Genomic DNA, 17,087 nt, shown 5'->3' on the forward strand with positions numbered 1-17,087 from the left:
ATATTGGCTTTTTAAAGAGATGGCACAGTTATGAAAATCATTATTCTTGGAGCAGGTCAGGTTGGTGGCACACTCGCTGAAAATTTAGTGGGTGAAAATAACGATATCACCATCGTAGACAAAAACAGTGATCGCTTAAGGGAGCTTCAAGATAAATACGATTTACGAGTAGTCAATGGACACGCCAGTCACCCGAACACGTTACGCGAAGCCGGTGCTCAAGATGCGGACATGCTAGTGGCCGTGACCAACTCTGACGAAACCAATATGGCGGCTTGTCAGATTGCATTCACTATTTTTAATACACCCAATCGAATCGCTCGTATCCGTTCTCCTGAATATTTGAAAGAGAAAGAAACACTCTTCCACTCTGGCGCCGTACCAGTTGATCATTTAATTGCTCCTGAAGAGCTCGTGACTAGCTACATCGAACGTCTAATCCAGTACCCTGGCGCACTGCAAGTTGTCAGTTTTGCTGATAAGAAAGTAAGTTTGGTGGCAGTTAAAGCCTATTATGGTGGCCCTCTCGTTGGTAACGCACTTTCCACTCTGCGCGATCACATGCCTCATATAGATACGCGTGTCGCCGCTATTTTCAGACAAGGTCGACCTATCAGACCTCAAGGTACAACCATAATAGAAGCGGATGATGAAGTATTCTTCGTAGCGGATAGCTATCATATTCGTTCTATTATGAGTGAGCTACAACGACTCGAGAAGCCCTACAGACGTATTATGATCGTTGGTGGAGGTAATATCGGCTCTTCTCTAGCAAAACGATTAGAGCTTGATTACAGTGTGAAACTAATCGAACGCAGTTTAGCTCGAGCAGAAAAATTATCGGAAGAACTAGAAAAAACCATCGTATTTTGTGGTGATGCTGCCGACCAAGAACTGTTGATTGAAGAAAACATCGATCAGGTGGATGTTTTCATTGCGTTAACTAATGAAGACGAAACCAACATTATGTCTGCCATGTTAGCAAAACGTATGGGTGCAAAAAAAGTAATGGTACTCATCCAACGTGGCGCTTATGTTGACCTCGTTCAGGGAGGCAATATTGATGTGGCTATTTCACCTCAACAGGCTACAATTTCGGCTCTATTAACTCACGTAAGGCGTGCCGATATTGTTAACGTATCTTCATTAAGACGCGGAGCAGCGGAAGCCATTGAAGCCATTGCGCACGGAGATGAAACCACATCAAAGGTTGTTGGCAGACCAATAGGTCAATTAAAACTGCCCCCTGGTACCACAATAGGCGCAATTGTCCGTGGTGAAGAAGTAATGATTGCTCATGACAAAACGGTGATAGAGCAAGATGACCACGTTGTTATGTTCCTTGTGGATAAAAAGTATGTTCCTGACGTTGAACTGCTTTTCCAACCTAGCCCGTTCTTTTTATAACTAGGCTAAGCGTTCATCATGGTTAATTTTCGTCCAATTATGTTTGTTATAGGGTTAGTATTATCAAAACTAGCCTTGTTTATGTACATTCCAACACTGGTCGCATTCTTTTCTGGTACTGACGGTTTTCTTGAGTTTGGCAAGGCGGTTGTCATCACGCATATCGCTGCATTTCTATGTATTTCGCTCGGTAAAACCGAACATTTCCGCCTTGGCGTAAGAGATATGTTTCTAATCACATCCTTGGTTTGGATGATAGCGAGCGTATTTGCAGCACTCCCTTTTGTGTTTATTAACCATATCAGCTTCACGGATGCTTATTTTGAGACGATGTCTGGCATTACAACAACAGGCTCTACCGTCTTAAGCGGCCTAGACAATATGGCGCCAAGTATACTGTTATGGCGCTCAACCCTTCAATGGTTAGGAGGAATTGGTTTCATTGTTATGGCGGTCGCTGTCTTGCCAATGTTAAATGTTGGTGGCATGAGGCTATTCCAGACAGAATCATCCGATTGGTCTGATAAAAGTTCACCTAGAGCAAAAACCGTCGCAAAAAATATTGTTGCTGTTTATCTTTCACTAACGGCAGCCTGCATCATTGGTTACTTAATCACTGGTATGGATTTCTTTGATGCGGTAAATCATGGATTTACGACACTATCCACTGGTGGTTACTCAACATCGGATGGCTCAATGAACCATTTTTCTAATGGCGCTCATTGGGTAGCGACATTATTTATGTTTCTCGGTGGCTTACCTTTTCTGCTCTTTGTTAGTGTATTACGAAACAAAACCTTTACCGCCCTCTATCTCGATGCTCAAGTTCGTGGATTTGCCCTGATATTTGTCATCGCTAGTGCGGTGATAGCCAGTTGGTTAATTGTACATAACGGCTACACTACATCGGATGCTATTCGCGTATCTATGTTCAATATCGTCTCTATTATTACAACCACAGGTTATGGGTTAGAGGACTTTACTGCATGGGGAGGACTACCTACCGTTCTCTTTGCTTTTTTAATGTTAGTAGGCGCTTGCTCCGGGTCTACCTCAGGTGGTATCAAAATATTTCGGTTCCAAATTGCGATGACGCTATTCAACAAACAGATGCTAAAGCTAATCCATCCATCCGGTATATTTGTACAACGCTACAATAAACGTCCTGTAAGTGACGATATTGTCCGTTCAATGGTCGCATTTGGTATCACCTTTTTTGCAACAATAATCATTATTGCGGGCTCTTTATCCGCTATAGGGTTAGATCCTATCACAAGCATTTCAGGTTCTATTACTGCCGTCGCAAATGTTGGCCCAGGCATGGGGGACATAATCGGACCTACTGGAAATTTTGCGCCGTTGCCTGATTTGGCAAAATGGATACTCGGATTAGGAATGTTAATGGGGCGACTAGAAATACTCACTATTCTTGTACTCTTCTTTCCTGCTTTTTGGCGCACGTAAACTAAGGTTTATAAATAAAACAACTCTTATTGATAATCGCTAACTTGGATCAACATAATAGTAGATAGAAAGGAAGTGACATACGCACCCAGCCAAAACAAAACCATGCCAAATAGCGTGATTGAATGGTATTTTCTTAGCCACATAAAAAATAACGCCTAAAGAATAGACCACGCCTCCAACAGCCAATAGCGCTAATCCACCTATATCGATATTCATCGCTAGCTGATAAATCACAATTAGCGATAACCACCCCATCGTAAGATAAATCCAAAGAGACAGTTTTTCGAATCGATAGACAAAGGCAAACTTAAAGATAATCCCAAACAAGGCTATCGCCCAAATAACAGCCATTAAGCCAATTGCTAATGGGGTTCTTAAACTTACTAATAAGAAGGGTGTATAACTGCCAGCAATGAGTAAATAAATAGCACAATGATCAAAGGTCTTAAGTGCTCGCTTGGTTTTTTGATATGGGATAGAGTGATACAACGTTGAGGCCAAAAAAAGCACAATAATGCTAGCACCATAAAGACTCATGCTAATTATCGTTAATGCATCTGCATTGTTCTCAACGGCTTTTGTTATTAGAAAATAGGACCCAACGACACCAAAAATGATCCCAAGACCATGGGACACACTATTCGCGATCTCCTCCCATACACTGTATTCATTTTCTGGTTTAGTCGACATACTTCAGCTTCTTTATAAGGCTAGAATACCGAAGTATGTCACATTAAGCTTACACGTGTAAGCTGAATTTGTTGGCATTGTTTGATAATTGAGACAATATTTAACTTGTCGAAACCAAATACTCTATCACCAGTTTACCGGCCTCACTGCCTTCTGTTCCTTTAGGTATCAATAAATTTCTCTTTATTTTTCCTGCACCTAAAAGGTTTGAAAGCATACCTCCCAGCCCTTGCTTCTGACGATCAATCTCAAACCAAAGTTCGAGTGCATCATCATGCTGATAAGCCACAATTTCCAGTTCTCTCCAGCGACCATGAAACTGACCTGTAGTAGGCACAAGTTCGAATTCTTGAACAAATGGGAGATCAAACCCTTTCGTCGCTTCACACTCCACCTGCCGAATACGCAAACCTTCTTCTTCAAGAGCAGAAAATACGCCATCCAAAATAGGGGTTGGTCTTACCGTTAAAATATCCTTATCGGTAGGATCTTTAGCCAAGGAAATATCTAGCCCTGTTTCCAACCAAACTTTGGTATCTCCTATTGTTACCGGAGTATTGGCAGGTAAATCTAACTCGATATCAAAGCTCCTTTGTTGCCCAGATTCAATAGTAAAAGAATAAGGAAGCTTCCAACTCGCCAAAACATAATCGCGGGGAACACGCCTCATTCTTCCCACATAGTTATCACTTTTACTTTTATCATTGTCTGCAGGAACTTCGTCGATATACCGACAATAGATTTTCAGATCTATATTATCGATATCCTGAGGGGTAGAACCACCATAGACCTCGATTACAATCTTCGCTTTTTCACCTGGAATTAGGAATTCTTGCTGTAAGATTGAGTCAACTCTCGCTGAACCGACACCGAAACTGGCTAAAGTTTTTTTAAGAAACGACATTACCTTACTCCTTTAGAAAACATCTTATTCATACTAACCACTCTAGACCAAAAAAACTCACCACAAAATAGCAAAATAGAACTAACCACACTATTTCCAACTAATTAGTGTTTAAAAAAACAACTATTTTTTGAACCATATCTCGATAAGATCCTATCTGAGTGATATTATTTATAACGATATGCAACGCATATTGTTATTCCTGATTATTTGTTGGAATGGTTTACACCAAAGAGATTTATCTCGTAAATAATCAGGCCATTAACTTGGCAAAGGAGTTGCCTGACTGTTAGGTATTTTGATGCGACCAACATCCGTCAGGTTTTCACGCACCACTAGAAGCGTGTCTCTACGTCGTTGTGGAGCTGTTTCAGCACCGATGGCTAAAGCGCCAACCTCTGCAAAGAGTCTGGTAGAAAAAAAAGCAATCAGTAAGCAGCATGATCAACAAATCATCCAAGCGGCATAACAAAAAAGCGCAGTCTTAATCTCTGCGCTTTTTTCTTTCCACTCTATTTGATAACGTGCACTGTACATCAATAAAAAAGTTGTGGAGAAATCATGAAGTGTCACCGAGTTAATGAGGTAATTGAGTTACTTCACCCTGAATGGCAAAAAGACCCAGAGACTAATCTGATTCCATTTATCCTTAAACTATGTAAAGAAGCCGGTTATAACGGTAAATTGGACGATCTCACCGATGATGTTCTGATCTATCACCTTAAGATGAGAAACAGCAACAAAAATGAGATGATCCCTGGCCTTGCCAAAGATCAGGAAAATGACTTCAAAACAGCGATATTAAAGGCCCGTGGAATAATTAAATAGGCCAACTGGAAAGAAGAATGTAGAGCGACACAAGTGTGTCGCTTTTTTGTTTCTAGATCACAATTTTTGTTAAAAATAGACATCAATAAAGAAACCGATTTGTTAAGGGATATATAATCGTCGTCTAATAAATACTAAAAGCATAAAAAGTAATGTCATATAAGTACGTATCGCTTAATCAAAAGCCCAAAAAGGAACATTCATGAGTCAAGATAAAATAGACATAAAAGATGTGACTCCCAAAACATTTAACCCTAAAACCCATAAGGGCAAAAAAGATAGATTTAATCCTAGTGATGGTATTTATGTACGAGAAAGCAAAGGAACCTTTCAAAAACTAAGGCGCTATGGCGCTTGGTTTTTACTCCTATTATTCGGATTGGTTCCTTGGATACCATACGGTGAAAGACAAGCTATATTGCTTGATATTGGCAATCAACAATTCAATTTTTTTGGTACCACCTTATACCCACAAGATTTAACCTTGCTTGCACTCTTATTCATGATAGCGGCATTTGGCTTGTTTTTTATTACGACATTTTTAGGCCGAGTATGGTGTGGTTACCTCTGTCCCCAAACCGTTTGGACATTTATGTATATCTGGTTTGAAGAAAAACTAGAGGGAGCGGCAAATAAAAGGCGAAAACAAGATGGCGGTAAGATGACATCAAACCTTCTGCTGCGAAAAACCATCAAACACATAGCTTGGCTTGGTATTGCTCTCGTTACTGGATTCACTTTCGTTGGGTACTTCGTCCCTATTAAAGATCTTGTGGTCGACTTCTTAACGCTAAATACGACATTCTGGGCCGGTTTTTGGGTTATATTTTTTGCGATATGTACTTACGCAAATGCAGCTTGGATGCGATCTATTGTCTGTATTCACATGTGCCCTTACGCTCGCTTCCAATCCGCAATGTTTGATAAAGATACTTTTATTGTCGGTTATAACCAAGAACGCGGAGAATCTAGAGGCCCTCGCCCACGTAAGGCTGACCCGAAAAAACTAGGGTTAGGTGACTGTATTGATTGTGACTTGTGTGTCCAAGTTTGCCCAACAGGCATTGATATACGCGATGGACTTCAATATGAATGTATCAACTGTGGTGCATGTATTGATATTTGTAATCAAACAATGGATCGTATGGGTTATGAAAAGAATTTAATCAGTTATACCTCAGAGCATAAATTGTCTGGTAAACAAACGAAAGTGATGCGACCGAAACTAATAGGTTACGGCGGTATCATGGTATTAATGCTTGTCTTGTTTGCCCTTCAAATTGCCAGTGTAGAACCCGCTGGAATGAGTGTATTAAGAGACAGAAACCAACTGTTTAAAGTCAATTCCGAAGGCTATGTCGAGAACACCTATAACCTAAAAATAATAAACAAAACTCAGCAACTACAGAACTACTCTCTGGATGTAACGGGTCTAAATGATATTACTTGGTACGGAAACCAGACCATTCAAGTCCAACCAGGTGAAGTTGTCAACTTACCAATAAGCTTAGGAGTAGCAACTGAAAACTTAAGCTCTCCTGTTGCTACGATTCAGTTTATACTCACCGATAGTAACCAATTTACTGTCGAAGTTGAGAGCAGGTTTGTTAAAAAACTGTAACTTAGCAAAACAATCAGAAAAAGGGCTCTAAAGGGCCCTTTTTTATTTCTGGATCCATTTATGACTATCGATTCTAACAATACAGACATTTCAAAAAACACTGCATTCAATTTTGATGCTCTAACACCAGATTTTATGTGGTACGCAATAGAAAGCATTGGAATAAGAGCTGAATCAGGTTTGCTTGCACTAAATAGTTATGAAAACCGTGTATATCAATTCATGGACGAAGAAAAACAGCGTTATGTCGTTAAATTTTATCGCCCACAAAGATGGACGACAGATCAGATTCAAGAAGAACACGACTTTACATTAGAACTACTTGAACAAGAACTCCCTGTCGCGCCTCCTTGCATTATTAATGGACGTACACTTCATAAATACAAAGGCTATCATTTCACCTTATTTGTCAGTGTAGGGGGGCGACAGTTTGAAGTTGATAATGCGAATCACCTTGAATGGGTTGGACGCTTTATGGGTAGGATTCACAATATCGGTAAGAAACAAACTTTTATTCATAGACCAAGTCTCGGCTTAGACGAATACCTGTACCAACCGCGTAAGCTTTTGCAACAATCTACTTTTATACCGCCTCATTTAGAAAATAGTTTTTTTAGCGACCTCGATTTATTAATCGCGCGAATTGAAGACAATTGGAGTGACAATTTCACCTCAATTCGCTTACATGGCGACTGCCATCCCGGTAATATTTTATGGCGGGACGGACCAATGTTTGTCGATTTAGACGATGCCCGCAATGGTCCTGCAGTGCAAGATTTATGGATGCTTCTAAACGGTGATAGACATGACAGGCTTGCTCAATTAGATATATTACTTGAAGGCTATGAGGAATTTTGCGATTTTAATCCGTCAGAGCTGAAACTTATTGAGCCATTACGTGGATTGCGAATGGTACACTATATGGCTTGGCTCGCAAAAAGGTGGCAAGATCCAGCATTTCCGCTCGCTTTTCCTTGGTTTGGCGACCCAAAATATTGGGAAAACCAAGTGCTTGGATTTAAGGAACAGATATCGGTTTTACAAGAGCCCCCACTTGCATTAATGCCTCAATGGTAATATAAAAATTAAAAAAATAACGACAGATGGAGTCAATGATCAAATGAAAAAAATATTTATGTTACTCGCTACCCTGATGTTAAGCACATCAGTACAAGCCGCTCAATTTAATGAGGGAACGCACTATGAAGTATTAGACTTGGAAAAGACTTCTACTCCAACAGTTACCGAGTACTTCTCTTTCTTTTGCGGCCATTGTAATAATTTTGAACCCGTTATTCAGCAACTTAAAACAAAAATACCCAAGAACGCTAAATTTCAAAAAGTACATGTTTCCTTTATGGGTGGCAACATGGGTATTCCAATGGCTAAAGCTTATGCAAGCATGATTGTATTAAAAGTTGAAGATAAAATGGTTCCTTACATGTTCAACCAAATACACACGCTTCGTACCCCACCCAAGACAGAAAAAGAATTACGTCAAATGTTTATCGACAATGGTGTAGACGCAAAGAAATTTGATTCTGCATACAAGGGATTTGCCATTGATTCAATGCAGAAACGTTTTGATAAACAATTTAAAGCCGTTAAGTTAAGCGGAGTTCCAGGGGTCGTTGTCAACAATCGTTATGTTGTTAAAACCGATGGGATTAAAAACTACGACGAGTATTTTGACTTGGTTAATTATCTACTTGCGCTATAGGCATCAAATTAGAAACGGAGCTTAAATGCTCCGTTTACACCCCATATTCGTAAACGTAATAGCCATTCTGACCTTATCCTAGATCACCTGAGCGTTTAATAATTTCAATAACCTATCCATAGAACGGTACCCCAACGCTTCAGCTAAATGTGCTCGGCTAATTCGTTCATTAGATTCCAAATCAGCGATAGTACGAGCAACCTTTATTATTCGATGATATGCACGTATTGATAACCCTAACCTATGTAGTGCATCTTCTAAAAACTCGGCGTCTTTTTTCTCCAAAATACAAAATTTTTCTATTTCTCGGCTTGTTAGAAGTGCATTTATTTTTCCTGATCTTTTTAACATGTACGCTCGTGCTTCTTCTACTCTACTCTTTATAACATGCGTAGTTTCTCCTCTATCTCCACCTTCCGCTAACATTCCTTTCGGCAATAAGGGGATCTCTAATGACATATCAAACCTATCCAATAGAGGCCCCGATAACCGACTCAGATAACGAAGTACTACCTGAGGGTTTATCCGAGACTTGTCGCCATCATAATAACCTGTGGGACTTGGGTTCAGTGCTCCAACGAGCTGGAATCGGGCGGGAAAGCGGGTCTTTCCCGCCGCTCTAGAAATAACAATCTCTCCAGACTCTAATGGTTCCCTCATTGAGTCCAACACCTTTCTTTCAAATTCAGGCATTTCGTCAAGAAACAACAATCCATTATGTGCTAGGGAAATCTCACCCGGACGAGGAATAGAACCACCACCGACTAAGGCCGCCATAGAAGATGAATGATGAGGAGAACGAAAAGGCCTTTTCTTCCAATTAAACTTATTTATATCCTGCTCCGTTAAAGAAGCCACAGAGGCCGTTTCAAGCGCTTCGTCATCACTCATTTCAGGCAATAAATCACAAAGTCGAGAAGCTAGCATGGTTTTTCCTGTACCTGGCGGACCGAGAAAAAGAAGATTATGTCCACCTGCCGCAGCTATCTCCAATGCTCTCTTTCCCTGTTGCTGACCTATGACATCTTGTAAATCTCGGCTACGCACCCATTTATCTTCAGACCTTTCTACCTGAAATAGAGACAAGTTGTCTTGCCCGCATAACGCCGAACACACCTCCAAAAGACTTGCAGCGGATTTATGCCTCTCTTTGCCAACCAATGCCGCTTGATCTCCATTTTCTTCAGGTACAACTAAGCATCGTTGAATTTTATTGGCCGCCAACGCCGCAGGTAATACACCTTTAACCGGGCGTAACGCCCCAGAAAGCGCTAACTCACCAATAAACTCATATTCGCCAAGTTTATCAACGGCTATCTGTTCAGCCGCCGCGAGGATCCCTAACGCAATAGGTAAATCAAATCGTCCTCCCTCTTTAGGTAAATCAGCAGGGGCAAGGTTTACTGTGATCTTTTTGCTCGGATACTCAAAATTTGAGTTAATTATCGCGCTTCTAACTCGATCCCTAGACTCTTTTACAGTGGTTTCAGGCAAACCAACAAGTGTAAAACCTGGCATACCATTGCTTATATGCACCTCAACAGTGACAGGAGGAGCGTCCACCCCAACACTTGCTCGGCTGTGAATAACCGCCAGTACCATATCTATCCTTTTAATTATTTAAAATCAAAAAATTACTTATAGCTCACACTATATAGCGTGTATTTGGGCTAAATAAATATGGAAAAAGACTGAATTTTTCCTTGTCAGCTAACAACAAATTATGTTACCACTAGAGATGCAAACACATTCGCTAGAAAAATAGACAACTAATGAAATTATCCGCTCACATAAATGTGCTCATTATCCTGATTATCGTGGTCATTATTGACACCGCGCGGGGGCGTATAAGCGGAACAAAATAACAAGAGTTAAAAAAAACCCCCGCACTGAAAAGTTCGGGGGTTTTTTACTATTCAATACAATAAACTTTGGCTTACATTTAGCAGAACAGGAAGTATAGGAGCACTGTATGTGCAGAATTAAATTAGCGTTGAGAACAACGCAAACAAGCTGGAGGCATTAATGAACGGATCCGACTTGGTAGTAGCGGCCCTTAAACAGCAGGGTATAACCACAGTATTTGGATACCCAGGTGGCGCCATCATGCCAATTTATGATGCCCTTTACGATGGTGGCGTTGAGCATGTACTTTGCAGACATGAACAAGGTGCTGCAATGGCGGCCATTGGTATGGCACGAGCAACTCAAGATGTTGCTGTCTGCCTAGCCACATCTGGCCCCGGCGCGACAAACCTCGTGACAGGCTTAGCGGATGCACTTTTAGATTCTGTGCCACTCGTTGCCATTACTGGTCAAGTTGCTAGCCCACTCATTGGTACAGATGCATTCCAAGAAATAGATGTTATTGGTATATCTCTAGCTTGCTCCAAACACAGTTACTTAGTTACCGACATAGATGACTTAGCGCCAACGTTAGCTGAGGCCTTTGAGGTAGCAAAATCAGGTAGACCTGGGCCGGTTGTGGTCGACATTGCTAAAGATGTCCAGTTAGCTGAAGCTCCGACTCATCTTCTTCCATTTATCGAACCACCCGCAATTCCAGTAGCCGATCCCAAAGCATTAGAAAAAGCCCAAAGCCTACTCAATAAAGCAGATAAACCGGTTCTTTACATCGGTGGGGGCGTTCAAATAGCTAAAGCAACAGATACGGTGCGACAATTTCTTATTAACAATCCAATCCCTACCGTGAGTACCTTAAAAGGCTTGGGTAGCGTAGAACGTCATGATCCTAATTACCTAGGAATGGTTGGAATGCACGGAACGAAAGCAGCCAATCTAATCGTTCAAGAGTCCGATCTATTAATTGTGGTTGGTGCCCGTTTCGACGATAGAGTGACGGGCCGATTAGATTCGTTTGCCCCAGATGCGAGAGTCATCCATATCGATATTGATGCAGCAGAGTTTAATAAGCTGCGCCGTTCAAATGCATCTTTGCAGGGTGATATCAACATAATTCTTCCACAACTCACACTTGAACAAGATATTTCTCCATGGCTTGAACAGACATCTAGTCTGAGAAAAGAATTCAAATGGCGCTACGATCATCCCGGAGAGCTTATCTATGCGCCTTTACTATTAAAGCAACTTTCAGACTCAATGCCTGACAGCTCTATCGTGTCTACGGATGTTGGCCAACATCAGATGTGGGCGGCGCAACATATACAACCACGTAAACCAGAAAACTATATAACCTCTGCTGGTCTTGGCACTATGGGCTTTGGCCTTCCGGCTGCCATTGGAGCAAAGATTGCTCGACCTGATGATCAATCTATATTGATCACTGGTGATGGCTCTTTTATGATGAATATTCAAGAGTTAGGCACGATAAAAAGAAAGCAAGTAGCCGTCAAAATGGTTTTACTTAACAACCATCGTTTGGGTATGGTTCGTCAATGGCAATCACTCTTTTTTGATGGTCGCCACAGTGAAACCATTCTGGATGATAACCCAGATTTTCAAGCACTCGCGGCTGCATTTGGTATCCCAGGTAAAACCATTACAACGAAAGCAGAAGTAGAGCCGGCCCTAAAAGAAATGCTAGCAAGTGAAACCGCTTATCTACTTCATGTTCTTATCGATGAAGATGAAAACGTATGGCCGCTCGTTCCACCGGGCGCAGCAAATCAAGATATGTTGGAGAATACCTAATGGATAGATACCTATTAAAAATAGAAGCCAACGATAAGCCTGTTTTGGTTGAACGTATACTTAGAGTGGTAAGACACCGAGGTTTTACCATCAAGCAAATACTTGCGACACAAAATCATGAGAGTAAAGTTGCTCAAATAGAACTTGTCGTTGACAGTGATCGTCCTATTACCTTGATTACAAATCAAGTCGAGAAACTATGGGATGTCACTAATGTACATACCTCTAGACTGAAAAAAGACGAAATGCTCAGTGCTTATAAAATTTAAGGAAGGATTCTAAGATGGCAACAAACACTGCTGATTATATTTGGTTTAATGGTGAAATGGTTCCTTGGGGCGAAGCTAAAGTCCATGTTCTTACGCATGCTATGCACTATGGCACCTCAGTATTTGAAGGTATTCGTTGTTACAACACACCTGAAGGGCCGATTGTTTTTCGCCACAAAGAGCACATGCAACGCCTAAAAGATTCTGCAAAAATATATCGGTTTCCTATTAAATACTCTGTTGATGAGTTGATGGAAGCATGCCGTGAAACCTTAAGAGACAACAAGCTAGACTCCGCTTACATTCGTCCGCTAGGTTTTATTGGCAACGTTGGCTTAGGTGTTTGTCCACCAACTGACACGGAAATGGATCTTATTATTGCCGCCTTCCCATGGGGTTCCTATTTGGGGGAAGAAGCATTGGCTAACGGTGTCGACGCAATGATTTCAAGTTGGAATCGTGCGGCACCCAATACTATTCCAACGGCAGCTAAAGCTGGCGGTAACTACCTTTCGTCTTTACTTGTTGGGGGAGAAGCTCGCCGTCATGGTTATGCTGAAGGTATCGCCTTAAGCGTTGATGGATACCTTTCTGAAGGTGCAGGAGAAAACATCTTCATTATTAAAAATGGTGTTTTACATACTCCTCCTGCCACTAGCGCTATCCTGCCAGGAATTACTCGCGACTCAATCATGATATTAGCCAAAGAACTTGGTTATGAAGTCAGAGAAGAAAATATTGCTCGCGAAGCGTTATACCTTGCAGACGAAATATTTATGACCGGTACCGCCGCTGAGATAGTACCAGTAAGAAGCGTTGACCAGATTACCGTCGGTGAAGGCAAACGCGGCCCTATTACAGAAAAAATTCAATCCACATTCTTTGGATTATTCAACGGTACAACAGAAGACAAATGGGGTTGGTTAGATTTTGTCTATCCCGAAAACTCTGTTCGTTCAGACAAGTAAAAGAAGGAATTTAAGTAAAATGTCTACTCCTAATAAATATCGCAGCGCCACGACAACACATGGACGCAACATGGCTGGCGCTCGCGCTTTATGGCGTGCTACAGGCGTTAAAGAAGAGGATTTCGGTAAGCCAATTATCGCGGTCGTAAACTCATTCACACAATTTGTACCGGGTCATGTTCACTTAAAGGACATGGGGCAACTTGTCGCAAGAGAAATCGAATCGGCGGGTGGCATTGCAAAAGAATTCAATACCATTGCCGTTGATGATGGTATTGCCATGGGTCACGGCGGAATGCTTTACTCTCTGCCTTCACGCGAGCTTATTGCAGATTCAGTTGAATATATGGTAAATGCTCACTGTGCCGATGCGATGGTTTGTATTTCTAACTGTGACAAAATTACTCCAGGAATGATGATGGCGGCATTGCGCCTAAACATCCCTGTTATTTTTGTATCAGGCGGTCCAATGGAAGCAGGAAAAACCAAGCTTTCTGATCAAATAATCAAACTCGATCTTGTTGATGCCATGATTCAAGGTGCGGATCCATCCGTATCCGATGAACAAAGTGAGCAAATTGAGCGCAGCGCCTGCCCGACTTGTGGTTCATGTTCTGGTATGTTCACAGCAAATTCCATGAACTGTTTAACTGAAGCTCTTGGCTTAAGTCAACCAGGCAATGGCTCTTTACTCGCGACTCATGCTGATCGTAAAGAGTTATTCCTAAGCGCAGGACGCCGAGTAGTCGAACTGACTAAGCGCTACTATGAGCAAGGTGATGACTCTGCATTGCCTCGTAATATAGCCAGCAAAGAAGCATTTGAAAATGCGATGGCGCTTGATATCGCGATGGGTGGTTCAACAAACACGGTTCTACACTTACTAGCCTCTGCGCAAGAAGGTGAAATAGCCTTTGATATGGATGACATTGATCGCATGTCACTCCGAGTTCCACATATTTGTAAGGTTGCGCCTTCTACTCCAAAGTATCATATGGAGGATGTGCACCGCGCAGGTGGTGTTATGGCCATACTTGGTGAGCTTGATCGTGCAGGGCTAATCAACAATCAGACCAATACTGTTCTTGGCCTGACAATGAAAGAACAATTAGCGCAGTACGACATCATGCAAACCGAATCAGAAGAGGTGAAAGAATTCTTCCGTGCTGGTCCAGCTGGTATTCGTACAACCGAGGCATTTTCACAAAATTGTCGTTGGGACACACTAGACAACGACCGTGAAGACGGCTGTATCCGTACGAAAGAAAACGCCTTTAGCCAGGAAGGGGGTTTGGCTGTACTTAGAGGCAATATCGCTATCGATGGCTGTATCGTCAAAACGGCTGGCGTCGATGAAGAAAATCACAAATTCCAAGGTCCAGCGGTAGTATTTGAAAGCCAAGAAGATGCCGTAGAGGGCATCCTTGGTGGAAAAGTGAAAGCGGGTGATGTGGTTGTCATTCGTTACGAAGGTCCTAAAGGTGGTCCGGGTATGCAAGAGATGCTTTATCCAACGACTTACCTAAAATCAATGGGCTTAGGCAAAGAGTGTGCCCTTCTCACTGACGGTCGCTTCTCTGGTGGTACATCTGGGCTATCTATTGGCCACGCTTCTCCAGAAGCCGCTCAGGGCGGAATTATCGGTCTTGTTAATCAAGGCGATACCATCACAATAGATATACCCGCTCGTTCGATCACCTTAGACGTAACTGAAGATGAACTTGTCAGTCGTAGAGCAGAGCAAGAAAAATCAGGTTGGAAACCTGCAAATCGCCAACGTAAAGTTTCTTTGGCACTCAAAGCCTATGCCATGCTAGCGACCAGCGCGGATAAAGGTGCTGTGCGCGATAAATCCATGTTGGAAGGTTAAATTTAATGGCAGAAAATCCGTTAGGAACACTGCCTAAGAGTGGTGCAGAATATCTGCGCCACATCCTTAGAGCCCCAGTTTATGACGTAGCAACCGTCACTCTATTGCAAGACATGCCTAGAATCTCTGAGCGTATTGGAAACCAGGTGCAAATAAAACGAGAAGATAGGCAACCCGTACACTCGTTTAAATTACGCGGTGCGTACAATATGGTTTCAAGCCTATCGGATGCTCAGAAACAAGCAGGTGTCATTGCTGCCTCGGCAGGTAATCACGCTCAAGGCATTGCACTCTCTGGCAAAAAACTAGACGTTAAAGCCATCATTGTAATGCCGATAACAACCCCAGATATCAAGGTTGAAGCCGTTAAAAGCTTTGGTGGTGACGTTGTGCTTCATGGCAGTAATTTTGATGAAGCAAAAGCAGAAGCCGAAAGATTGGCAGAGCTAAATAACTATACTTTTGTTCCTCCTTTTGATCATCCATTGGTGATTGCAGGCCAAGGAACCATCGGTATGGAAATACTACAACAAAATGGTCATTTGGATTATATATTTGTTCCTGTTGGTGGTGGCGGTCTCGCAGCCGGTGTCGCCGTACTCGTTAAACAGCTAATGCCAGAAATTAAGGTTATTGCCGTTGAGCCAGAAGAGTCATCTTGCCTAAAAGCAGCATTAGATGCTGGTGAACCAGTTGTTCTCGACCAAATAAATATGTTTGCCGATGGTGTTGCCGTTAAGCGTATTGGTGATGAAACATTTAGGCTCTGTAACAAGTATCTTGATGGGCATATTGCGGTATCTAGCGATGAAATATGTGCTGCTGTAAAAGATATCTTTGAAGATACTCGTGCGATTGCTGAACCTTCAGGTGCTCTTGCTTTGGCCGGATTGAAGAAATTTGTAGAACAACAGAGCCTCAAAGATAAAAAACTGGCGACGGTTCTATCTGGAGCAAATACCAACTTTCACGGTTTACGCTATGTATCAGAAAGATGCGAGCTTGGTGAAAAACGTGAAGGTCTATTAGCCGTGACAATTCCAGAAGTACCAGGAGCATTCTTTAAGTTCTGTCAGATTATTGGTGGTAGAGCTGTCACCGAATTTAACTATCGGTACAACGATGCCAGTTTAGCCAATATATTCGTAGGTGTACGCCTGCAAAATGGTCAGGAAGAGCTAGAGAGTATTGTTCATGATCTAAAAGAAGGTGGGTATCCTGTTATCGACCTCTCTGATAACGAAATGGCGAAGCTACATATTCGATATATGATTGGTGGTAAACCGTCAAAGGCACTTACAGAGAAATTGTTCAGCTTTGAGTTTCCTGAATACCCAGGCGCCTTATTGAAGTTCTTGAGTACGCTTGGTACTCATTGGAACATCAGTATGTTCAACTACCGAAATCAAGGCGCTGATTATGGTCGTGTGCTCTGCGGGTTCGAGCTAGAAGAATCAGACTTGCCACGTTTTGCCGCACATCTTCATGAACTGGATTATCCCTACAAGGATGAATCAGATAATGCGGCGTATAAGTTCTTTTTATCTTAGGAGTAGACTATTAAAATAGTGTGCTAGAAATTAAATTTGATGGGGCAAGTAAACTGCCCCATCAAACGTCCCCACTAGATTAAAAGGAAATGCTAAATCAATAAAACTCTTTAGACATCTC

At 41.9% G+C, this 17,087-nt stretch carries 15 protein-coding genes; 12 read left to right on the forward strand and 3 right to left on the reverse strand.

The features are described 5' to 3' along the window. Positions 1–30 precede the first annotated feature (30 nt). Both trkA and IUZ65_RS16445 read left to right on the forward strand, forming a co-directional pair. Positions 31–1,407, forward strand: coding sequence for a Trk system potassium transporter TrkA (gene trkA / locus IUZ65_RS16440; RefSeq protein ID WP_195704713.1), 1,377 nt, complete (start codon positions 31–33; stop codon positions 1,405–1,407). 18 nt (positions 1,408–1,425) lie between these two features. Further along, positions 1,426–2,871, forward strand: coding sequence for a TrkH family potassium uptake protein (locus IUZ65_RS16445; protein WP_195704714.1), 1,446 nt, complete (start codon positions 1,426–1,428; stop codon positions 2,869–2,871). A 39-nt stretch (positions 2,872–2,910) separates the two neighbouring features. Here the strand turns inward: IUZ65_RS16445 and trhA are convergent, their stop codons facing one another. Both trhA and IUZ65_RS16455 read right to left on the reverse strand, forming a co-directional pair. Next, positions 2,911–3,564, reverse strand: coding sequence for a PAQR family membrane homeostasis protein TrhA (trhA, locus tag IUZ65_RS16450; RefSeq protein ID WP_195704715.1), 654 nt, complete (start codon positions 3,562–3,564; stop codon positions 2,911–2,913). Positions 3,565–3,664: 100 nt separating this feature from the next. Continuing rightward, the gene (locus tag IUZ65_RS16455; RefSeq protein WP_195704716.1) at positions 3,665–4,468 is read right to left on the reverse strand and encodes a sporulation protein; all 804 of its coding nucleotides are present in this window, start codon (positions 4,466–4,468) and stop codon (positions 3,665–3,667) included. Positions 4,469–4,769: 301 nt separating this feature from the next. Here IUZ65_RS16455 and IUZ65_RS16460 point away from each other — a divergent pair, with 301 nt between their 5' ends. The 5 genes from IUZ65_RS16460 to IUZ65_RS16480 all read left to right on the forward strand — a co-directional run bounded on the left by IUZ65_RS16460 (position 4,770) and on the right by IUZ65_RS16480 (position 8,637). After that, positions 4,770–4,937: a hypothetical protein gene (locus IUZ65_RS16460; protein WP_195704717.1), complete on the forward strand. Its 168-nt coding sequence runs from the start codon at positions 4,770–4,772 to the stop codon at positions 4,935–4,937. A 92-nt stretch (positions 4,938–5,029) separates the two neighbouring features. Continuing rightward, the gene (locus IUZ65_RS16465; protein WP_195704718.1) at positions 5,030–5,296 is read left to right on the forward strand and encodes a YihD family protein; all 267 of its coding nucleotides are present in this window, start codon (positions 5,030–5,032) and stop codon (positions 5,294–5,296) included. 202 nt (positions 5,297–5,498) lie between these two features. Further along, entirely contained in the window at positions 5,499–6,917 is a 1,419-nt protein-coding gene (gene ccoG / locus IUZ65_RS16470) for a cytochrome c oxidase accessory protein CcoG (protein WP_195704719.1), read from the forward strand. Between the two features lie 60 nt (positions 6,918–6,977). Next, positions 6,978–7,994 (forward strand): serine/threonine protein kinase, encoded by a 1,017-nt coding sequence (locus IUZ65_RS16475; protein ID WP_195704720.1) that lies wholly within the window; start codon positions 6,978–6,980, stop codon positions 7,992–7,994. Positions 7,995–8,037: 43 nt separating this feature from the next. Further along, positions 8,038–8,637, forward strand: a complete 600-nt coding sequence (locus tag IUZ65_RS16480; protein WP_195704721.1) for a thiol:disulfide interchange protein DsbA/DsbL — start codon at positions 8,038–8,040, stop codon at positions 8,635–8,637. Between the two features lie 78 nt (positions 8,638–8,715). Here IUZ65_RS16480 and IUZ65_RS16485 read toward each other — a convergent pair whose 3' ends face one another. Beyond that, the gene (locus tag IUZ65_RS16485) at positions 8,716–10,239 is read right to left on the reverse strand and encodes a YifB family Mg chelatase-like AAA ATPase (protein WP_195704722.1); all 1,524 of its coding nucleotides are present in this window, start codon (positions 10,237–10,239) and stop codon (positions 8,716–8,718) included. A gap of 423 nt (positions 10,240–10,662) precedes the next feature. Between IUZ65_RS16485 and ilvG the strand changes: the two genes are divergently transcribed. Genes ilvG through ilvA form a run of 5 tightly spaced genes read left to right on the forward strand, consistent with a single transcriptional unit; the run spans position 10,663 to position 16,966 of the window. Next, a complete protein-coding gene (gene ilvG, locus IUZ65_RS16490) occupies positions 10,663–12,309 on the forward strand; it encodes an acetolactate synthase 2 catalytic subunit (protein WP_195704723.1) in 1,647 nt (548 codons plus the stop codon). After that, positions 12,309–12,578, forward strand: coding sequence for an acetolactate synthase 2 small subunit (gene ilvM, locus IUZ65_RS16495; RefSeq protein WP_195704724.1), 270 nt, complete (start codon positions 12,309–12,311; stop codon positions 12,576–12,578). The genes ilvG and ilvM overlap by 1 nt, the downstream gene beginning before the upstream one ends. A 14-nt stretch (positions 12,579–12,592) precedes the next feature. Next, entirely contained in the window at positions 12,593–13,546 is a 954-nt protein-coding gene (locus IUZ65_RS16500) for a branched-chain amino acid transaminase (RefSeq protein WP_195704725.1), read from the forward strand. 19 nt (positions 13,547–13,565) lie between these two features. Further along, on the forward strand, positions 13,566–15,416 hold the full coding sequence (ilvD, locus tag IUZ65_RS16505) for a dihydroxy-acid dehydratase (protein WP_195704726.1): 1,851 nt from the start codon (positions 13,566–13,568) through the stop codon (positions 15,414–15,416). A gap of 5 nt (positions 15,417–15,421) precedes the next feature. Then, positions 15,422–16,966: a threonine ammonia-lyase, biosynthetic gene (ilvA, locus tag IUZ65_RS16510; RefSeq protein ID WP_195704727.1), complete on the forward strand. Its 1,545-nt coding sequence runs from the start codon at positions 15,422–15,424 to the stop codon at positions 16,964–16,966. Positions 16,967–17,087: the final 121 nt, after the last annotated feature.

Origin of the sequence: Vibrio sp. VB16 (genome assembly GCF_015594925.2) — a bacterium.
Classification (GTDB): domain Bacteria; phylum Pseudomonadota; class Gammaproteobacteria; order Enterobacterales; family Vibrionaceae; genus Vibrio.